Raw genomic sequence first — 14,822 nt, forward strand, 5'->3', positions numbered from 1 at the left:
TATCGGCTAGTCACTGCTGTTGGGGCGACTCCGACGTCCGGAACTCGAATCGCGCGCCGCCCTCGATACTCTCGGTGACAGTAATCGACCAGCCGTGTGCCGAGGCGATCTCGGTGACAATGGCTAATCCGAAGCCGGTTCCGTTTTCGTCCGTCGAGTACGTTGGATCGAAGATTCGCTCGCGCTCCGATTCGGGGATTCCGGGCCCGTTGTCCGAGATGAAAAAGCCCTCATCGGCGTCGAGTCGATCGACCCGGACACTTACCGAAGCGTCGGTGTGTTCGATCGAATTCCGAAAGAGATTCTCTAGCAGCTGCTGGATCCGTCCCCGATCAGCGACGACGGTCCCCTCACAATCGGCTTCGAAACTCGAGTCACGTGCTTCGATCTGCTTCCAAGCGTCGTTTGCCACGGCCGAGATGGAAACGTGCTCGGTATTACGCACCGAACGGCCTTCGCGAGCCAGCGTCAACAGATCCTCGATGAGAGTGTCCATCCGATCGAGCGCGCTCTCGATCAATTCGATCTCGTCCCGATCAACGTCGGATTGAAGCAATTCGAGATACCCCGTTGCAACGCTTAACGGATTCCGGAGGTCGTGGGAGACGATCCCGGCGAATGCCTCGAGCCGTTCGTTTTTCTCGCTTAGTTCCTGTTCACGCCGTTTCCGCTCGGTGCGATCTCGGATCGTCCCAAAGTTGTACGCTTTCCCGCCGATTCGGCGTCGAGTCGTAAGTGTGCTCACCGGTGTCGAGTTTCCATCGATGAGGTGTTCGGTCTCCGCGAGGCGCGTCTCACCGTCCTCGAAGGAACTCCAGTAGTCCTCGAAGCGCTCCTGTCTGAACGAAGGTACGACCTTCCAGATGCCGATACCGGTGAGCGACGAGCGATCTGTCCCGAGGATGTCAGCGTAGGCTTCGTTGACGTACTGGTATCGACCGCTGTCGTCGTAGATCGCGACGCCGACGCCGACCGCCTCGACCATCTCGGCGAGGAGTTCCATCTCTAGCTCGTCTCGGGGCGTGTTACCCATCACTTTGTGTTCGTTAATATCACTTATGAAACTTTATCCAGTATCCAACCGCGTTCGACCGCCCGACCCGACCGCAAGGCACACAACGGGCCGAGACAAACCAGGCGGTATGGGACTCGGAGGCGCGACCAGAAAGCTTCAGAAGGTCGCAGACATGGGTGAAGAACTGTACAGCCGGATCAGCGAACTCCGCGAGCAGATGCTCGAGGTACACGAGACGGTCAAAGAGACCGACAAACGCGTTGCCACGCTCGAAAACAAGGTCGACGGCCAGACCGCGATCATCGAAGCGCTCGCCGACTCAGAAGGGATCGACGTCGACGAACTCCTCACAGAAACCGCGATCGAGGAGGCCGAACCGGAAGGTTGCGACGAAGTGGGTGATGACGCGACGGATTCGATTCCCGACGCTGAATCCCGCACCGACGCGTCATGATTCCCTCTCGCGGTCTACTTGACTAAATCTACCCCATCAGTCGTTGGTATTCAACCTTGAGACATCGGTCCTCGACGTACCGTTTGTCGGCCGCCTCGACGCGCTCACCGGCTTCTCGATCGCGGATGCCGAGTTGGGTCCAGACGACTTTCACGTCGTCGCGTTCGATCGCCTCGTCGGCGATTTCGGCGACCTCGTCGCTCGGCCGGAAGATATCGACGATGTCGATCTCTGCCTCGACGTCGGAGAGCGAATCGTACGGTTCGACGCCGAATATCTCGTCGGCATAGGGGTTGATCGGAATGATCTCGTAGCCGCGATCACGCATGAACTTCGGGATCGCGTGGGCCTGTTTGTGTGGCGTCGCCGAACAGCCGACCACGGCGATCGTTTCGAGCTCGAAGATCTCCCGCAGTTCGTCGTCACTTTCGACGGGCATAACCGACGCTACGCAACGGAGGCATAAAAACCGCACCGACGCGGTGCCGAGCGCTCAGACGACCACAGCGATCCGCCCGATGACGAACGCGATCGCCGCGAGAAACATCGACGCCTTGAGCAACGACTGCCCGCGAGTCGGATCGGTGAAAGATCGGTACATCCCAGCTACGAGTCCCGCGATCGTCGGGGCCAACACGAGGAGGTACGTGCTCCCGAACGTCCCGAGCAGGTACGGGGCCGGACTCACGACGATGGCGAATCCAACGAACACGGCCGCGACAAAGAGCGCCGGCCGTTTCCCCACTGCGATCGGGAGCGTGTTCAGCCCCTCTTCGCGGTCGCCCTCGATATCTTCGACGTCCTTGACGATCTCTCTCGCCATCGTCGCGCCCGCCGCGAGGACGAAGAGAATGAGAACGGTCCTGAGGTCGCCGCCGACCGCCGCGCCACCGTAGAGGAACGTGCTCCCGGTCAGATACGCGACCAGTGCGTTTCCGACCCCCGGCAGGCCCTTGAATAGCTCCGTGTACGCGACCAGTGCGATCAGGTTTATCACCGCGATGACGATCGCCGCAAGCGGGAGGAGAAGGGTGAGTGCGATGGCGCCAATAAACAGCGCGACGCTGAATCCGAGCGCGATATTCGGCGGCACGGCTCCTCGCGGGATCGGTCGGTTCGGTTGGTTGATCGCGTCGATCTCTCGATCGAAGTAATCGTTGATCGCGTTCCCGCCGCTGGTGGCGAATGTCGTCGCGAGAACGGCGAGTGACGCGAGTACGGGCGTCCCCGCTCCCCCCGCGACGAACGCACCGATGAACGTCAGGCCGCCCGCCGCGATGGCGTTCCCCGGCCGCATCAGCTCGATCGCCCCGCGGGCTGTTTTCATATCCGGCCCGTCCCCGGCCTGCGGTATAAGCACCGCGACTTTTTCCGATCGCAAACCAAGGGACTTAAGCGGCGGTGGTGGATACGGAGTCGTACGGGCGCTTAGCTCAGTCTGGACAGAGTGCTTGGCTTCGGACCAAGTTGCCGCGGGTTCAAATCCTGCAGCGCCCATCCTGCCGCATAACACCTAGGAGTCAACAGACGGCGGCGGGGTGTATTTAAACTCTTCCCCTCTATTGGAGTAGAGTTCATTATGTCCCGTCATCGCGGTCTCCTCCGTCGTGCGATTTGCTAGAGTCAAGATTACCGTGGTTTATAACAAACTTACTGCCGGTATTGGCCCATGGACGACTATAGCTGCGCGCGCTAAGAGCTTTTCACAGAGTCGTCTGCTGCCCCACCTTGTTCAGGTAGCCAACTGATGTAACAGGGAATGCGTATATTGTCGCTATTCCGCTCTGCCTCGCGACTCTGACGGTAGAACTCGAATCCAACGACGAAGTCCGAAGTAAGCCCGTTGGACACCGCCGAACCAATTTTATAAGAAAGCTTATACTATCACCTCGCTTCGGGTAAATGATTATGAACCCACGAAGACCGGAGGTTGGCACCCATCAAATGTCACGCGGTATCATTAGTCGTCGCCATCTTCTCGCAATGACCGGCGTCGTCGTGGCTGGTGGGCTAAGCGGCTGTGCGAGCCGAGTGGCGTCGCAGGTGACGAATACAGGTGCGTCTCCAGCGGCTGTGTTTGCAGGAGACGACGAGTCGGTCGGCGAGCCGCACGTGAGTCGCTTGACTCCGACGTTATCTGGCGGGTCTGGACTGTTCTCGGGGGACGTGGAGCTGGAAGCGTGGGTCACGGCCATCGCTATGGAGAACTACAACAGTCCACGGAGTAATCGGTCGATTGCTGATATAGACGACCCTGATTTGGATGACGACGGAGTCGAAGATGGAGTTGACTCCGACGACGACGTTCGAGGCGAGGACTACAATTCTCCCCGGAACAATCGGTCGGCCTACAAACCAGTCGACATCATCGATGACGACGTTGATGAAGACGACGAGACGTTTCGAACGGCGTTGGAGTTGGAAGCCGAGGTTCAGGATGCTGCTGACAGGGCAGTCCTAGCGATATCGAAGCGGAGTGCACGAACAGGACGGAATCCAGAGACAGATAAGGAAATTACAGAAGCGATAGACGAGATGGACGAGCACCTCGCTGCGCTTCGAGCCGAGTTAGAGCGATGTTCTGATGAGTCCTGTGTCGAGGCTTTAGAGAACGTTGCGGAGATTGAGGACGAGGTGAGCCACGCGAGAGAACACGTTGCGGACGAACAGTGGAGTGAGGCAGTCGAAGCGGTCGGTGGAGATGGGAACGACATCCTTGTCGGTGACTACCTCGTCGCCCCGGGAGTCGACCCCAGTAACGAGGAGCGAGACGCGCTCGTCGAGTATCTGTATGGCTCGCCGATGGTTGGGGAGCGGTTCGCCGTGTGTCTGCCTGATACGGAAGTGCCGGGTGGAAACGAAAGTCTTGCTCAGGAAGTGACTCCGCAGCGGTTCATCGAGTACATGACGGGGCGGGCTAGTGATGACGGGAAGGTGTACGCGTGGGGGAACAACACGAAGGCGGCTGATGGCGGTGAGGACTGTGACGATACGGACCCTGATATCCATCCGGGGCAGGTATGTGGGGATACCGAGCATCTGTCGGCTGCGATTTCGGGGCCAGTTGAGACGGGTGGTGGGCTGGTGTCTCTGAGTAATGGTGGTGGGACAGTGACGGTAACCGTAGTGAATACCCCGCCAACGGTATCAGAAACTGATATGGGCCCGTCGACGCTCGTGTGCCCTGTTGATAGTGAAGCGTACGAGCCGTCGGACTTGAGCGGGTGGGGCTCGGAGTCGGGCGAGAGTTCGGAGACGCCGACTATCGTCTGTCAGGTGATGGTACAGCCGCCGGAGTGCCCGGTACCGGTTCGGGCGTTGTTGTACGTGAAGCGGTGTCGGAGTAACGAGCAACTCGTCTACACGGGTGGGTGGGTTCTTGACGAAGCAGGGCTGTTCGAGGAGTCGGTGACTGCGTTGACGGTGGCTGGTGAGACGCAGGTGGTCGGTGTGGACGCTAGTGGGGTTGGTGGCGACCATGATGGTGATGGGCTCAGTGACTTTTTATCGCGAGCCGTATCGGGTGAGCGGGCTCGTCGAGGGGCGCGGATTGATTCGGCCACGGTGGAAGAGTTGGTTGAGGCTGGTGTGTTGGCGGATGGAGAAGTGTATTGTTGGGGGAAGGTGTCTTCCTCAAAGGCGGAGTCTGGTAGCTGCGGAGACACCCATGGAGCTGACGGCGACGTTGTGGTGACGCATTGTCCGTTGGATGCGCCGGTGCTTCATTTGGTTATCGCTGGGAGTGCGTCTAACGAGGTGAAATTCAAGACGGGCGCAGAACTCTCGAAGAGCGTGAACTGAACGACTTCTCCCTCAGCGGCTTTCCCGTTGCTCCACCTTGTTCAGGTAGATAGATTCCACGATACATCTTCTCGAATCAATTAATATAGTGATACTGTTCCCAACTTCGTGGAAAGATTTTTCGACTGTGCCACCCAACACTCATCCATGTCAGCAGAGACGGACAAGCAGGGTCGCCTCTACATCCCCAAAGGGGTACGAGAAAAGTACGGGGAGCGGTACCACATCGTGACCTACGAGGATAGAATCGAACTCATTCCGGTCGCAGACGACCCGCTCGCGGCTGTCCGCGCAGCGGCAGGCGAGCTCCGGGATGCGTCTGTGGAAGAGATACGAGAGGATATCGAGGACGAGGCGGAGGCGGAAGCCCGGAGTGAGGGCGGTAGATGACGGTGTACGTCGAAACAGGCTTTTTTCTCGCGCTCGCGAAGGACACCGATAGGCTACAGGAGTCGGCAGAAGCTGCGCTTGACGAACACGAAGTCGAAACATCGGCGTTCTCGTATCTCGAACTCGTCCTCGCTCGGGAACGTTACGAGTTCGATTACGTTCCGCTCGTGGCCAATCTGCTCGAATTAGTTCCCGTCCGTGACGAGGAGGAGAAGCAGGTAGTTCTCAAAGCTGTGAACTACTACGAAGAGGGAATGACTCCGTTCGACGCGTTCCACGCAGCGACCGCAGAAACAAGACGGTTAGATGTGCTCTCCTCGGAGAAGGATTACGAGAATATCGAGGTTTCGAGGGTTCCGTTGGAACCTAGTGATACCGGCGAGGAGTGATTTGTCCGCTCGGATTCTGTGGCGAGAACGAGATAATTCTTCTGGCGTAGTCAGGTAGCTTATCTCGAACCCAAGATTCTCTTCGTAGAACGCCTGTAGAACTAGAAACCACTCAAACCGGTCCATCTCAAAATCATCAAGCATGGTGCTGTCAACGGGCGTGAGTGTGCTTAACCCCTATCAAATGGACTCGGCCTCCGCTTGCATCGATATTCGTGATGGACGTGAATAAAGGCCGAAAGCGCTTTCAGTATGAATATGATATGAGTATGTATGAGCCGCAGCGAGGAGCGCAAGGTCGGGGAACGCGGGCAAGTCACCCTCCCGAAGGAGCTCCGGGAGAAGTTCGACATTCACGGGGGCGACGAGGTAATCATCCACGAGGAGGACGGGAAAATCACTATCGAGAAGCCAGTAAGCCGAGACGTACTCGCCGAAGGCTATCGCCAGTACGCAGCAGAGTCGGAAGCCCTTGAAGAAGAGATGGCCGGCGTGTCCCTAGAGAGTAATCAATATCTCGGCGATGCGCCGGATTGGTAGCTGATGAACGTCCGACGAGGGGACATCGTTATCGTCGACCTCAACCCGACGGAAGGTTCGGAGCAGCGTGGAACACGCCCATGTCTCGTCGTGCAAAACGACGTTGGGAACGAGAACGCCCCGACGACGATTGTCGTCCCATTCACGACATCCCGTGGAGACCAGCTGTATCCTTTCGAAGTTCTAGTCTCGGCCGATGAGTGCTCCTTGAGAGAAGACTCAGTTGCCCTCTGTAGTCAGATTCGTACTGTCTCTATCGAACACCGCATTACGGACAATGTTGGTTCCATTCCTGACTCCCGTATGGAAGAAGTCGATGATGCCCTCGAATACAGTCTCGGTCTGAAAGGCCTCTAGTGGAACCGTCCTTGCTCCTCACATTACAGATTTTACATCGATGATATGCTCGATATCTTCGGTTCTGTTGGTGACCAGTGCGCAATTACGAGAGAGACCGACGTCGCCACAAGTACAGGCCAGCTGGGATGATCGCAAGCAGCCAGACGAGTGACGTACCGACGTACGCCCACCAGTACTGCGGCCAGTCTCGACGTTCTCGAACGTATCTCGCATCGAGGAACAGCGCAACCGGGAGCCCAAGCCAAACAGCAAAGAAAACGATTCCCCAGAGTGCTTCAGGGAGAAATTCAATACCAAAGAACGCGACGAGCCAGCCCGGGATAGCGATCATAATCGCTTTCTCCCACACGGTAGACGACACCGCAACAGAGTCTCTGTCTGGTGTTACTGCGCGGTCGTCGGCTCCGGGTTCAGTTGCTACTCGCTGTTCACCGTCTGTTCCGTCGGTACCCTGCTGCGGTTGGTCACAGGGCTGATCGGACTCAGCGATCGTCACGAACTCAAGATAATCATCAACGAGATCAAGTGCGTCTTGTTCAACCACCAAAGACGCGAGATCATCCCCGTCAATCTGTTTTACATTGAGTTGGTCAGCGAGTTCACGAGCCTGGTTCGTGAATTCATTCGTTGTCACCACGACGACCTTATCGACGTTGTTGTACTGCTGACTGAGGCTCGCATACTGCTGGATATCAGGGGACCCAACGGTCGTGTTTGGCCCGTACCGCTTCGCCTGAATGAGCGTCGTCTGCTCGTATGGCTGTTGTTTGCGAGCAGTGACGTCCACACCTTTGTCTATCGACGCAGTGGAGACATCGGTTTGCCAGCCCATTCGAGTCCAGAGGTCCGCGATGAAGTGCTCGAAGTCGTACGGATCCATCTGCTGGAGGACCGTTTTCAACTCCCCTGTGTTTTCAATCGGGCCCTCATCAAGCGGTAATTCCTCAATCTGCCCCGCAGGCGAGTTCGTGGTCCCCGCTGAATCACGCTGAGTCGAATTAGCGTCGTCTTTTCCAACGTTCCGAAGCCACTTGTACAGCTCCCGGTAGAAGACATATCGGAGGAACCGTTTCATCAGAATCCACCCCAAGCGCGATACGGTAACGAGTCAGTTGGGTGCATGTGCAATGCGTACTGGCTGACTTTTGACGGCCCGACCTAATAATACGTGTGTCGAGACAAGGGAAAAGATTCTGGAGACATAGATAGTTATCAACCAGAGACACACCCCGTTATCGATTTGTTCCACATTGAGACGGTGGGGTTGAGGGTTGTGTCACAAGGGCAAATTCAGGTATTTATAACTTATAAAATGTAAAACCGCACTACAGTGGTTAATCGAACAAATCGATAACGGGGTGTGGGAGTAGGACTTCCGTCGAAAACTCACATTTCGAAATACCCAACACCAGTCGCTGTAAAGTATCTAAGTCGGACGTATTTACCGAATCATCGAGACAAATACCACAGAAGAAGACCCATTTATGTCAAAATTTCCAACAGTCGAGCGAGCTACAATGAGTACGCCCTCGCAGAAAGATAGGGGGTCCATCGAGACTGCGAAGTGGTCGGAATCCCGTCGTTCAGATAGCGGGTGAAACAGAAACGGATCAAAACGTTGTAGCTTCCCCACGCGCATCGTGGTGTATGTACCTGCTGCACTCGGGGCACCAGTTCTACGAATCCGTACTCATCCTCACATTCGCGGTCGTCGTGCTTGCGAGCGCGTTCGCACTCACGAGAGACGGGTGGTCGCGCGTCGGCGCACTCCTCGGCGCGGCGATGATCGCCGGTGGCACACGAGTCGGCGTGGAGGCGCTCGGAACCCACGCACACGGGCTGTTCCACCTCCTCGGACACGGTCTCGAGTTGAGCCTCATCGTAACGTCAGTTCTCGCGGTGTACTACGCGCTCGACGCTCGATCCGCCACCGACCTCGTGTCCGAATAGATCGACGGACAGCGACACGCCGGAATACATATCACACAGACGCACAAAAAGGGGTCGTAGAGAATGGCCGATCGAGATGACCAGCCGACGATTCTCGTCGTCGAGGACGAGCAGGCACTCATCGAACTGTACGTTCGGTGGTTAGATCATGAGTATACGGTTTTGACCGCCGGTGGTGGTGAGGAAGCACTCGAAACGTTCGATTCCGAGGTCGATGTCGTGTTGCTCGATCGACTGATGCCTGGGATGAGCGGCGACGAGGTGTTGGGGGAGATTCGATCACGGGCGTCGACCTGTAAGGTCGCCATGGTGACCGCTGTCGAACCCGATTTCGACGTCATCACGATGGGATTCGACGACTACCTGACGAAACCCGTCGAACGCGAGGAATTGCTCGATACGATCCAACGGTTGCTCTCGAGATCGCAGTTCGACGAGATCGAGCAGGAACTCTACGCGCTCTCGTCGAAGCAGGCCGCACTTCGCGCATCGAAGCCGAAGGAGGAACTCGAGGACAACGACGAATTCGGACAGTTGCAAGGGAGGATCCGCGAACTTCGCGACGATCTGGATACGACGTTGCCGGAGATGAACGACGACGAGTTCGTCGCGATGGTACGCGACATCGAGGCCGACCGACCGCGAGACGAATCCTCGACGATCGAGGGTGACGATCGGTGAGCTATCGAGTAGACGACCTGCAGGCGATCTCGTCGTTCGACAGCGGAGTGAGCCTTTTGCTCACCGGCCCGTCCACGCTGACCGATGAGGTCGTTCTCGACGTCGTCACCCCTGAAGCAGACGAACGGGTGATCGTCATCACGATGACGACGGGCGCGGAGACAGTCGTTAAAGAACTCGAACGTCGTGGCGTGGCACGTGACCAGATCGGTATCATCGACTGCACGAACGCCGATAGCAACGTCGAGGGCGTCCCGGTTCGGCAGTTGAACTCGCCCGGTGATCTCACGGGGATCAGCCTCGAGTTCGCGAAACTACTCGATCAGGACAGCGGGAACCAATCCGTTCGAGCGCGCGTCGGTATCATATCGGTATCAACCGCACTCATGTACACCGAACTCCGGACCATGTTCCGATTTTTACACGTGTTCACCGCCCGAATCAGATCAGGTGGGATGTTCGGTGCCTTCTCGCTCGATCCGACGATGCACGAGGAGAAGGCGCACAACACGATCCGTGCGGTGTTCGACTGTGAGGCGTCTATCGACGAGAGCGGCGTGTCGATAGCGGGGACGGGATTCGAGCCGTAGGGCAGACGATCTGGCTGCCATCCCTACATTTCGATCCGCTCGACCAAGTCGCCACCGCTGTGGGTGTTGATCGCGACGATGCGGACGTACTCTTCGATCCTTGAGTCCAGGAGTTTGTGCTGGAGGAGTTCGTCGACCTGATAGACGCCTGCGGCATCGGTCATCTCGATCTCCACCAGCACGGGCGTCTCGTCTCCCGGCTGTAGCGACACCCGCCGTATCGCCTGACTCGAAAGGGTGTTGATGCCACGCCCACCCTTCTCGTAGGGGATCCGCGACCGGCCGCGCTCCATATCGAGCGCGTCCGCGACCCTCACCACGCCCGCTTCCTGCGTTAGCGGCGTCTCCTCCGCGTGGTGACAGAGTATCGCGTGGAGAACTTCTCCCTTCAGCTTGACGCGGTCTGCGACATCGTATCGGTTCAGTTCGTCAAGAATTCGGTCGAGGATGTCCACCGCGAGCGGAATCGAGTAGTATGAATGATCCTCCCGGTGGACGACGTGTCCGATGTCGTGTAACGTCGCCGCGAGCGCGATGATGACCGACTCGTCGGCCTCCTCGAGGCCCTGCCCGAGCGCACCGTTGAACGCCACGTTGCCGGCCTTCAACAGGTCGTAGAGACGGAGCGCAGCGTTTCGAACGATCTCGATGTGTTTCGCGCCGTGATCGTTGTAGCCCATCCGTGCGACCGGGTTGACGTTTTGTGCCTCCAGGTACGCGTTGATCTCCTCGTCGGCTCGAATCAGTTCGAGAACGTCGTTGAGCGGCCCATCAGGGAAGCAATGCTCTGCCTTCGGATCGTAGTGTCGGCCGTTCTTCGAATCGGTGCCATCGCTCATGTGAACTGCGTCGCCGGGCGACCGCAAAAAGGATCCGACGATTTACGCGTCGTTGGCCGCCGATTCGACCTCGTCGTAGTCGGGTTCGACACCGGGGTCGTCCGAGATCCACGCGTACGTGATCTCGCCGTCGTCGTCGATGACCAAAACGGATCGTTTGGCGACGCCGGAGATCCCGAGGTCCGCGAAGTCCATCACGACGTCGTACGCCTCGATGACCTCCTTGTTCGTGTCGCCGATCAGCGGGAAGTTGAGTTCGTTCTGTTCGGCGAACTCGCCGAGCGAGAACGGCGAGTCGATGCTGACGCCGTAGAGGGACGCACCGGCGTCGGCGAGGCTGTCGAGTCGGTCGCGGAACGTCGTCATCTCGCCGGTACACACGCTCGTGAACGCACCGGGGAAGAACGCCAAGACGACGGGGCCGTCACCGAGTTCGTCCGAGAGCGTGAACTCCGTGATTTCGCCCGTTGGTGTTCGCATCGGTGCGGTGAAATCGGGTGCAGTGTCGCCTACTTGTACCATATCTCCAACGATGGGTGGTAATATTGTGTTACTTTCGGTTCGAGACGGTTCCGACCGGTCTGCTCGTCGTCTCCGGGGCCGACGGCGAAAGGCATACAAGTACCCGCGCGAACGACGAAGTATGACATTGCCGCTGTTCATCGGTGGATTGGGTCCGCCGGAGCTGCTGTTGATCGCTGGTGTGTTCATCCTGCTGTTCGGCGCGAGCAAGCTGCCGAAGCTCGCGCGGTCGATGGGAACCGCCACGGGCGAGTTCAAGAAGGGCCGCGAAGAGGTCGAGGGCGAACTCGAACAGATGCGTTCGGGCGCGCAGCCGTCGGACGAACCGACAGTCGAGGACGAGCCCGAACCCGGACTCGAGCCAGATGCGGACGCCGAGCTGGAGTCGGACGCCGACCCCGATCGATCCGGCGCGTAGATCGACTCGCACAGCCCGTTTCTCTCGCCCGCTTCGTACCCACGCTACTGTCGACCATCGCCGCCGCGTCCGAGGAAAAAGCCTATAATCACGACTGGACTAGCGTCCGGTAGCAATGGCATCCACACTTCCCCTCCAGTTCGGGATCCCCGGCGGACCGGAGCTTCTGATCATCCTGCTCATCGCCGTCCTGCTGTTCGGCGCGAACAAGATCCCGCAACTCGCGCGGTCGACGGGCGAGGCGATGGGTGAGTTCCAAAAGGGACGCGAAGAGGTCGAACAGGAGTTACAGGATATGCGCGAGGGTGCCACCGGCGCTCCAGAGACGGCCGCCGACGAGCCGGAGATCGAAACCGACGACGAGTCGGAGCCGGAGATCGAAACCGACGACGACGATGCGGTCGACTCCGACGACGACACAGAACTCGATATCGACGACGCCGAGGCGGACGAAGAGACGAACTGAACCGCACCGCTTAACCGGTGATCGATCGTTCTGGACCTGCGGGCGTGTGGCCTAGCGGATCAGGGCGAGAGGTTCCTAACCTCTAGATCGCGGGTTCGAATCCCGCCACGTCCGTTTTCCTTCGAACGATAGTGAGCAGTGAAAACGGGCTGAGGGATTCGAAGCAGGGAGGTCGCGTACAGCGAACAAGATGAGCGAGCACGTCCGACCGCGGTTCGAATTCCGCCACGTCCGTTCTCTGCGGCCCGTTCGCTCCAGACTACCCGTTCTGAACGGTGTCTGCAGACCCACTCATATTTAAATCCATCACGTAATATATGCGTTCAAACCGCCCGTACAATCATATGTCTCCGGTATCGATCGACGGGTAACTCCATGTTTGATAGCCTCATTCCCCACTTGGCGAGCGTGGTCGGCAGTCGTTCGAGCCCTCAAGAGACCGGGGAAGCGCCTACGACGGTTTCTCCCGGTACCGACCGGTTGGACGAGCGCGTAGAGCGCGCACGGAACGCCGTGGGGATCGACGCCGCCGCGGCGGATGACGGCGGCGATCCCTTCGACGTGTCCGCCGTCGATCTCGAGCGCTACTATCCGGACTCGACCGCGGGACAGGCGCTCGCACAGCAGGCGAGAAATCGGTCGAAAGTGAACGAACGGCCGATCGATCTCGACCGAGCGCGTCGGGTCACCTCGGCCGCGAGCCAACTGGCCGAAGCACACGTCCCTCCGTCGTCGTACGTCGCCTCGTTCGTGCCGCTGTTCGAGGAGGCGGTCGAACGCGCGTTCGACGAGATCCGAGCGGGTGAGTCGGCCGACGACGTCGAGACGTCGCTCCGAACCACGATGCGAGCCGCGATGGTCGATGCGCAGCTCGGCGTCGACGAGTTCATCACAGAGGGCGCTGCTGACGCCCCGACGGACGAACGGGCCTCGAGCGTACTGACGACTCGCGCGCTGATCGAAGCGCTCCCGTACTCGGCATTCCTCATCGACGACGAGAACACCGTTCTCGAGTACAACTCGAACATCAACGAGCAACTCGGTCTCGAATCTGGACACCGCGAGTACATCGGACTCGACTGTCGGGACACGATCGCAGCCGCAACGTACACGGACGATTCGCGGCACAAGACGCTCGCAGACAAGATCGTCGAGACGCCGCACGACCCCGAAGCCAACTGGGACATCGAACGGCTGGACGACGATTTCGAGTTCGACGACGGGCCGGTGTACGGGGATAGTAGCGTCTCAGTAAACACGCGGGGAGAGGCGGTTCACATCGAGTTCCTTGCGATCCCGATGTTTGACGATTCGGGGCAGCTGCTCGCTGTTCTCGAACTCATCGAGGATCGGTCCGCGGACGTCCGCCACGAGCAGGCGATCACCGATCTCGTGACGGCGATCACCGACACGCTGGAACGAATTGGGGAGGGTGATCTCTCGGCCCGCGCCGAGTACGAGGACGAATACGGCGTCGTCAGTGAGGAATTGTTGAGCGTCACCGACGAAGTCAACGAGATGGCCGAAAGCTTCGAAGCGCTCGTGGGCCGAGTCGAGGAGAAGACCGACGCCCTATCTGTCTCTATCGATCGCGCGGCCGATAGCGCCCATGCCATCGACGAGCGAGTCGACGCTCAACACGAAGCGCTCGAGGAGGTCAGCGCGGAGATGGAATCGTTCTCCGCGACGATGGAGGAGGTAGCCACGAGTTCGAGCGAGGTCGCAACCGCGGCCGAGGACGCCCTCGAAAGCGTTGAATCGGGCGTCGAATCGGGTAAAAACGCGAGGGAAGCGACCGACGACGTACGGGAGATAAGCGCACGATTGGTGAACTCCGTCACCGAACTCGACGACCGTATGCAGGAGATCGAACACGTCGTCGAGATCATCTCGGACGTCGCAGATCAGACGAACATCCTCGCGTTGAACGCCAACATCGAAGCGGCGAGGGTCGATGCGGGTGGCGACGGGTTCGCCGTGGTCGCTGAAGAGGTGAAGACACTCGCCAATGAGACCCAAGAACACACCAAGGAGATCGGTGATCTCGTCGAAGCCATCCAGGGACGGACCGACGAGACCGTCTCGGAGGTCAAGCGCGCCCACGAGCGGATCGAAGCGAGCGACGAGCGGATCGACCGCGCGCTATCGGCGCTGAGCGATGTCTCGACGAGCGTCGACGACGCGGCTGCGGGCATCAACGAGGTCGCGAGAGCGAACGACGAACAGGCATCGACCGTCGAAGAGGTGACCGCGACGGTCGACAGCGTGCGAGGAAACGCGCTTGAGGTCGCTTCGGAGACCGATGAGATCGTCGAGGAAGCCGAAACCCAAACCGTCGCGATAGACGAACTGACCGCGCAGGTGGAACGGCTGACCTCCGGTGACGATCGACCGGCACGGTAACCCG

General features: G+C 58.7%; 18 protein-coding genes and 2 tRNA genes. 14 read left to right on the top strand and 6 right to left on the bottom strand.

Annotation, left to right across the window (positions count from 1 at the left end; all coding sequences use genetic code 11):
* Nucleotides 1-10: 10 nt before the first annotated feature.
* Nucleotides 11-1,033 carry a two-component system sensor histidine kinase NtrB gene (locus DM868_RS01625; protein ID WP_137275115.1) on the bottom strand — a complete coding sequence of 341 codons (1,023 nt, stop codon included), beginning with the start codon at nucleotides 1,031-1,033 and terminating at the stop codon, nucleotides 11-13.
* A 109-nt stretch (nucleotides 1,034-1,142) separates the two neighbouring features.
* On the opposite strand from DM868_RS01625, the gene DM868_RS01630 reads away from it, so the two are divergent.
* Nucleotides 1,143-1,469: a DUF5798 family protein gene (locus tag DM868_RS01630; RefSeq protein ID WP_137275116.1), complete on the top strand. Its 327-nt coding sequence runs from the start codon at nucleotides 1,143-1,145 to the stop codon at nucleotides 1,467-1,469.
* 28 nt (nucleotides 1,470-1,497) lie between these two features.
* On the opposite strand, the gene DM868_RS01635 is transcribed toward DM868_RS01630, so the two are convergent.
* Nucleotides 1,498-1,908 carry a CoA-binding protein gene (locus tag DM868_RS01635; RefSeq protein WP_137275117.1) on the bottom strand — a complete coding sequence of 137 codons (411 nt, stop codon included), beginning with the start codon at nucleotides 1,906-1,908 and terminating at the stop codon, nucleotides 1,498-1,500.
* A 54-nt stretch (nucleotides 1,909-1,962) separates the two neighbouring features.
* The gene (locus DM868_RS01640) at nucleotides 1,963-2,796 is read right to left on the bottom strand and encodes a geranylgeranylglycerol-phosphate geranylgeranyltransferase (protein ID WP_137275118.1); all 834 of its coding nucleotides are present in this window, start codon (nucleotides 2,794-2,796) and stop codon (nucleotides 1,963-1,965) included.
* Nucleotides 2,797-2,891: 95 nt separating this feature from the next.
* Between DM868_RS01640 and DM868_RS01645 the strand changes: the two genes are divergently transcribed.
* The 6 genes from DM868_RS01645 (at nucleotide 2,892) to DM868_RS01670 (ending at nucleotide 6,946) form a co-directional block, all read left to right on the top strand.
* Nucleotides 2,892-2,966: transfer RNA gene (locus DM868_RS01645), tRNA-Arg, on the top strand.
* Between the two features lie 486 nt (nucleotides 2,967-3,452).
* Nucleotides 3,453-5,270: a hypothetical protein gene (locus DM868_RS15255; protein WP_222845446.1), complete on the top strand. Its 1,818-nt coding sequence runs from the start codon at nucleotides 3,453-3,455 to the stop codon at nucleotides 5,268-5,270.
* A 147-nt stretch (nucleotides 5,271-5,417) separates the two neighbouring features.
* The gene (locus tag DM868_RS01655; RefSeq protein WP_137275119.1) at nucleotides 5,418-5,660 is read left to right on the top strand and encodes an AbrB/MazE/SpoVT family DNA-binding domain-containing protein; all 243 of its coding nucleotides are present in this window, start codon (nucleotides 5,418-5,420) and stop codon (nucleotides 5,658-5,660) included.
* Nucleotides 5,657-6,049: a PIN domain-containing protein gene (locus DM868_RS01660; RefSeq protein WP_137275120.1), complete on the top strand. Its 393-nt coding sequence runs from the start codon at nucleotides 5,657-5,659 to the stop codon at nucleotides 6,047-6,049. The genes DM868_RS01655 and DM868_RS01660 overlap by 4 nt, the downstream gene beginning before the upstream one ends.
* A 273-nt stretch (nucleotides 6,050-6,322) precedes the next feature.
* Nucleotides 6,323-6,589, top strand: coding sequence for an AbrB/MazE/SpoVT family DNA-binding domain-containing protein (locus DM868_RS01665; protein ID WP_137275121.1), 267 nt, complete (start codon nucleotides 6,323-6,325; stop codon nucleotides 6,587-6,589).
* Between the two features lie 3 nt (nucleotides 6,590-6,592).
* Complete coding sequence (locus DM868_RS01670) at nucleotides 6,593-6,946, top strand: type II toxin-antitoxin system PemK/MazF family toxin (RefSeq protein WP_137275122.1); 354 nt, start codon at nucleotides 6,593-6,595, stop codon at nucleotides 6,944-6,946.
* Nucleotides 6,947-7,031: 85 nt separating this feature from the next.
* On the opposite strand, the gene DM868_RS01675 is transcribed toward DM868_RS01670, so the two are convergent.
* The gene (locus DM868_RS01675) at nucleotides 7,032-8,024 is read right to left on the bottom strand and encodes a restriction endonuclease (protein ID WP_137275123.1); all 993 of its coding nucleotides are present in this window, start codon (nucleotides 8,022-8,024) and stop codon (nucleotides 7,032-7,034) included.
* Between the two features lie 572 nt (nucleotides 8,025-8,596).
* Between DM868_RS01675 and DM868_RS01680 the strand changes: the two genes are divergently transcribed.
* The 3 genes from DM868_RS01680 (at nucleotide 8,597) to DM868_RS01690 (ending at nucleotide 10,170) form a co-directional block, all read left to right on the top strand.
* On the top strand, nucleotides 8,597-8,899 hold the full coding sequence (locus tag DM868_RS01680) for a hypothetical protein (RefSeq protein ID WP_137275124.1): 303 nt from the start codon (nucleotides 8,597-8,599) through the stop codon (nucleotides 8,897-8,899).
* A 63-nt stretch (nucleotides 8,900-8,962) separates the two neighbouring features.
* The gene (locus DM868_RS01685; RefSeq protein WP_137275125.1) at nucleotides 8,963-9,580 is read left to right on the top strand and encodes a HalX domain-containing protein; all 618 of its coding nucleotides are present in this window, start codon (nucleotides 8,963-8,965) and stop codon (nucleotides 9,578-9,580) included.
* Nucleotides 9,577-10,170: a DUF7504 family protein gene (locus DM868_RS01690; protein ID WP_137275126.1), complete on the top strand. Its 594-nt coding sequence runs from the start codon at nucleotides 9,577-9,579 to the stop codon at nucleotides 10,168-10,170. Before DM868_RS01685 ends, DM868_RS01690 begins: the two co-directional genes overlap by 4 nt.
* Nucleotides 10,171-10,193: 23 nt before the next feature.
* Here the strand turns inward: DM868_RS01690 and DM868_RS01695 are convergent, their stop codons facing one another.
* Together DM868_RS01695 and DM868_RS01700 are read right to left on the bottom strand one after the other, a co-directional pair.
* Nucleotides 10,194-11,009: an HD domain-containing protein gene (locus tag DM868_RS01695; RefSeq protein WP_137275127.1), complete on the bottom strand. Its 816-nt coding sequence runs from the start codon at nucleotides 11,007-11,009 to the stop codon at nucleotides 10,194-10,196.
* Nucleotides 11,010-11,051: 42 nt separating this feature from the next.
* A complete protein-coding gene (locus tag DM868_RS01700; RefSeq protein WP_137275128.1) occupies nucleotides 11,052-11,531 on the bottom strand; it encodes a redoxin domain-containing protein in 480 nt (159 codons plus the stop codon).
* Nucleotides 11,532-11,652: 121 nt separating this feature from the next.
* On the opposite strand from DM868_RS01700, the gene DM868_RS01705 reads away from it, so the two are divergent.
* The 4 genes from DM868_RS01705 to DM868_RS01720 all read left to right on the top strand — a co-directional run bounded on the left by DM868_RS01705 (nucleotide 11,653) and on the right by DM868_RS01720 (nucleotide 14,818).
* Nucleotides 11,653-11,949, top strand: coding sequence for a Sec-independent protein translocase subunit TatA/TatB (locus tag DM868_RS01705; RefSeq protein ID WP_137275129.1), 297 nt, complete (start codon nucleotides 11,653-11,655; stop codon nucleotides 11,947-11,949).
* 115 nt (nucleotides 11,950-12,064) lie between these two features.
* A complete protein-coding gene (locus DM868_RS01710) occupies nucleotides 12,065-12,415 on the top strand; it encodes a twin-arginine translocase TatA/TatE family subunit (RefSeq protein ID WP_137275130.1) in 351 nt (116 codons plus the stop codon).
* A gap of 40 nt (nucleotides 12,416-12,455) precedes the next feature.
* Nucleotides 12,456-12,529: transfer RNA gene (locus tag DM868_RS01715), tRNA-Arg, on the top strand.
* A gap of 261 nt (nucleotides 12,530-12,790) precedes the next feature.
* Nucleotides 12,791-14,818, top strand: coding sequence for a methyl-accepting chemotaxis protein (locus DM868_RS01720; protein WP_137275131.1), 2,028 nt, complete (start codon nucleotides 12,791-12,793; stop codon nucleotides 14,816-14,818).
* The last annotated feature ends 4 nt before the right edge of the window (nucleotides 14,819-14,822 follow it).

Source organism: Natronomonas salsuginis (assembly GCF_005239135.1).
Taxonomy (GTDB): Archaea; Halobacteriota; Halobacteria; order Halobacteriales; family Haloarculaceae; genus Natronomonas; species Natronomonas salsuginis.

What these genes read in the sequence shown, in the direction of transcription:
- DM868_RS01700 (WP_137275128.1), bottom strand. Translation starts at nt 11,531, where the DNA reads ATGGTACAAGTAGGCGACACTGCACCCGATTTCACCGCACCGATGCGA.
- DM868_RS15255 (WP_222845446.1), top strand. Translation starts at nt 3,453, where the DNA reads ATGACCGGCGTCGTCGTGGCTGGTGGGCTAAGCGGCTGTGCGAGCCGA.
- DM868_RS01665 (WP_137275121.1), top strand. Translation starts at nt 6,323, where the DNA reads ATGAGCCGCAGCGAGGAGCGCAAGGTCGGGGAACGCGGGCAAGTCACC.
- DM868_RS01695 (WP_137275127.1), bottom strand. Translation starts at nt 11,009, where the DNA reads ATGAGCGATGGCACCGATTCGAAGAACGGCCGACACTACGATCCGAAG.
- DM868_RS01655 (WP_137275119.1), top strand. Translation starts at nt 5,418, where the DNA reads ATGTCAGCAGAGACGGACAAGCAGGGTCGCCTCTACATCCCCAAAGGG.
- DM868_RS01630 (WP_137275116.1), top strand. Translation starts at nt 1,143, where the DNA reads ATGGGACTCGGAGGCGCGACCAGAAAGCTTCAGAAGGTCGCAGACATG.
- DM868_RS01670 (WP_137275122.1), top strand. Translation starts at nt 6,593, where the DNA reads ATGAACGTCCGACGAGGGGACATCGTTATCGTCGACCTCAACCCGACG.
- DM868_RS01625 (WP_137275115.1), bottom strand. Translation starts at nt 1,033, where the DNA reads ATGGGTAACACGCCCCGAGACGAGCTAGAGATGGAACTCCTCGCCGAG.
- DM868_RS01635 (WP_137275117.1), bottom strand. Translation starts at nt 1,908, where the DNA reads ATGCCCGTCGAAAGTGACGACGAACTGCGGGAGATCTTCGAGCTCGAA.
- DM868_RS01685 (WP_137275125.1), top strand. Translation starts at nt 8,963, where the DNA reads ATGGCCGATCGAGATGACCAGCCGACGATTCTCGTCGTCGAGGACGAG.
- DM868_RS01710 (WP_137275130.1), top strand. Translation starts at nt 12,065, where the DNA reads ATGGCATCCACACTTCCCCTCCAGTTCGGGATCCCCGGCGGACCGGAG.
- DM868_RS01675 (WP_137275123.1), bottom strand. Translation starts at nt 8,024, where the DNA reads ATGAAACGGTTCCTCCGATATGTCTTCTACCGGGAGCTGTACAAGTGG.
- DM868_RS01705 (WP_137275129.1), top strand. Translation starts at nt 11,653, where the DNA reads ATGACATTGCCGCTGTTCATCGGTGGATTGGGTCCGCCGGAGCTGCTG.
- DM868_RS01660 (WP_137275120.1), top strand. Translation starts at nt 5,657, where the DNA reads ATGACGGTGTACGTCGAAACAGGCTTTTTTCTCGCGCTCGCGAAGGAC.
- DM868_RS01680 (WP_137275124.1), top strand. Translation starts at nt 8,597, where the DNA reads ATGTACCTGCTGCACTCGGGGCACCAGTTCTACGAATCCGTACTCATC.
- DM868_RS01720 (WP_137275131.1), top strand. Translation starts at nt 12,791, where the DNA reads ATGTTTGATAGCCTCATTCCCCACTTGGCGAGCGTGGTCGGCAGTCGT.
- DM868_RS01640 (WP_137275118.1), bottom strand. Translation starts at nt 2,796, where the DNA reads ATGAAAACAGCCCGCGGGGCGATCGAGCTGATGCGGCCGGGGAACGCC.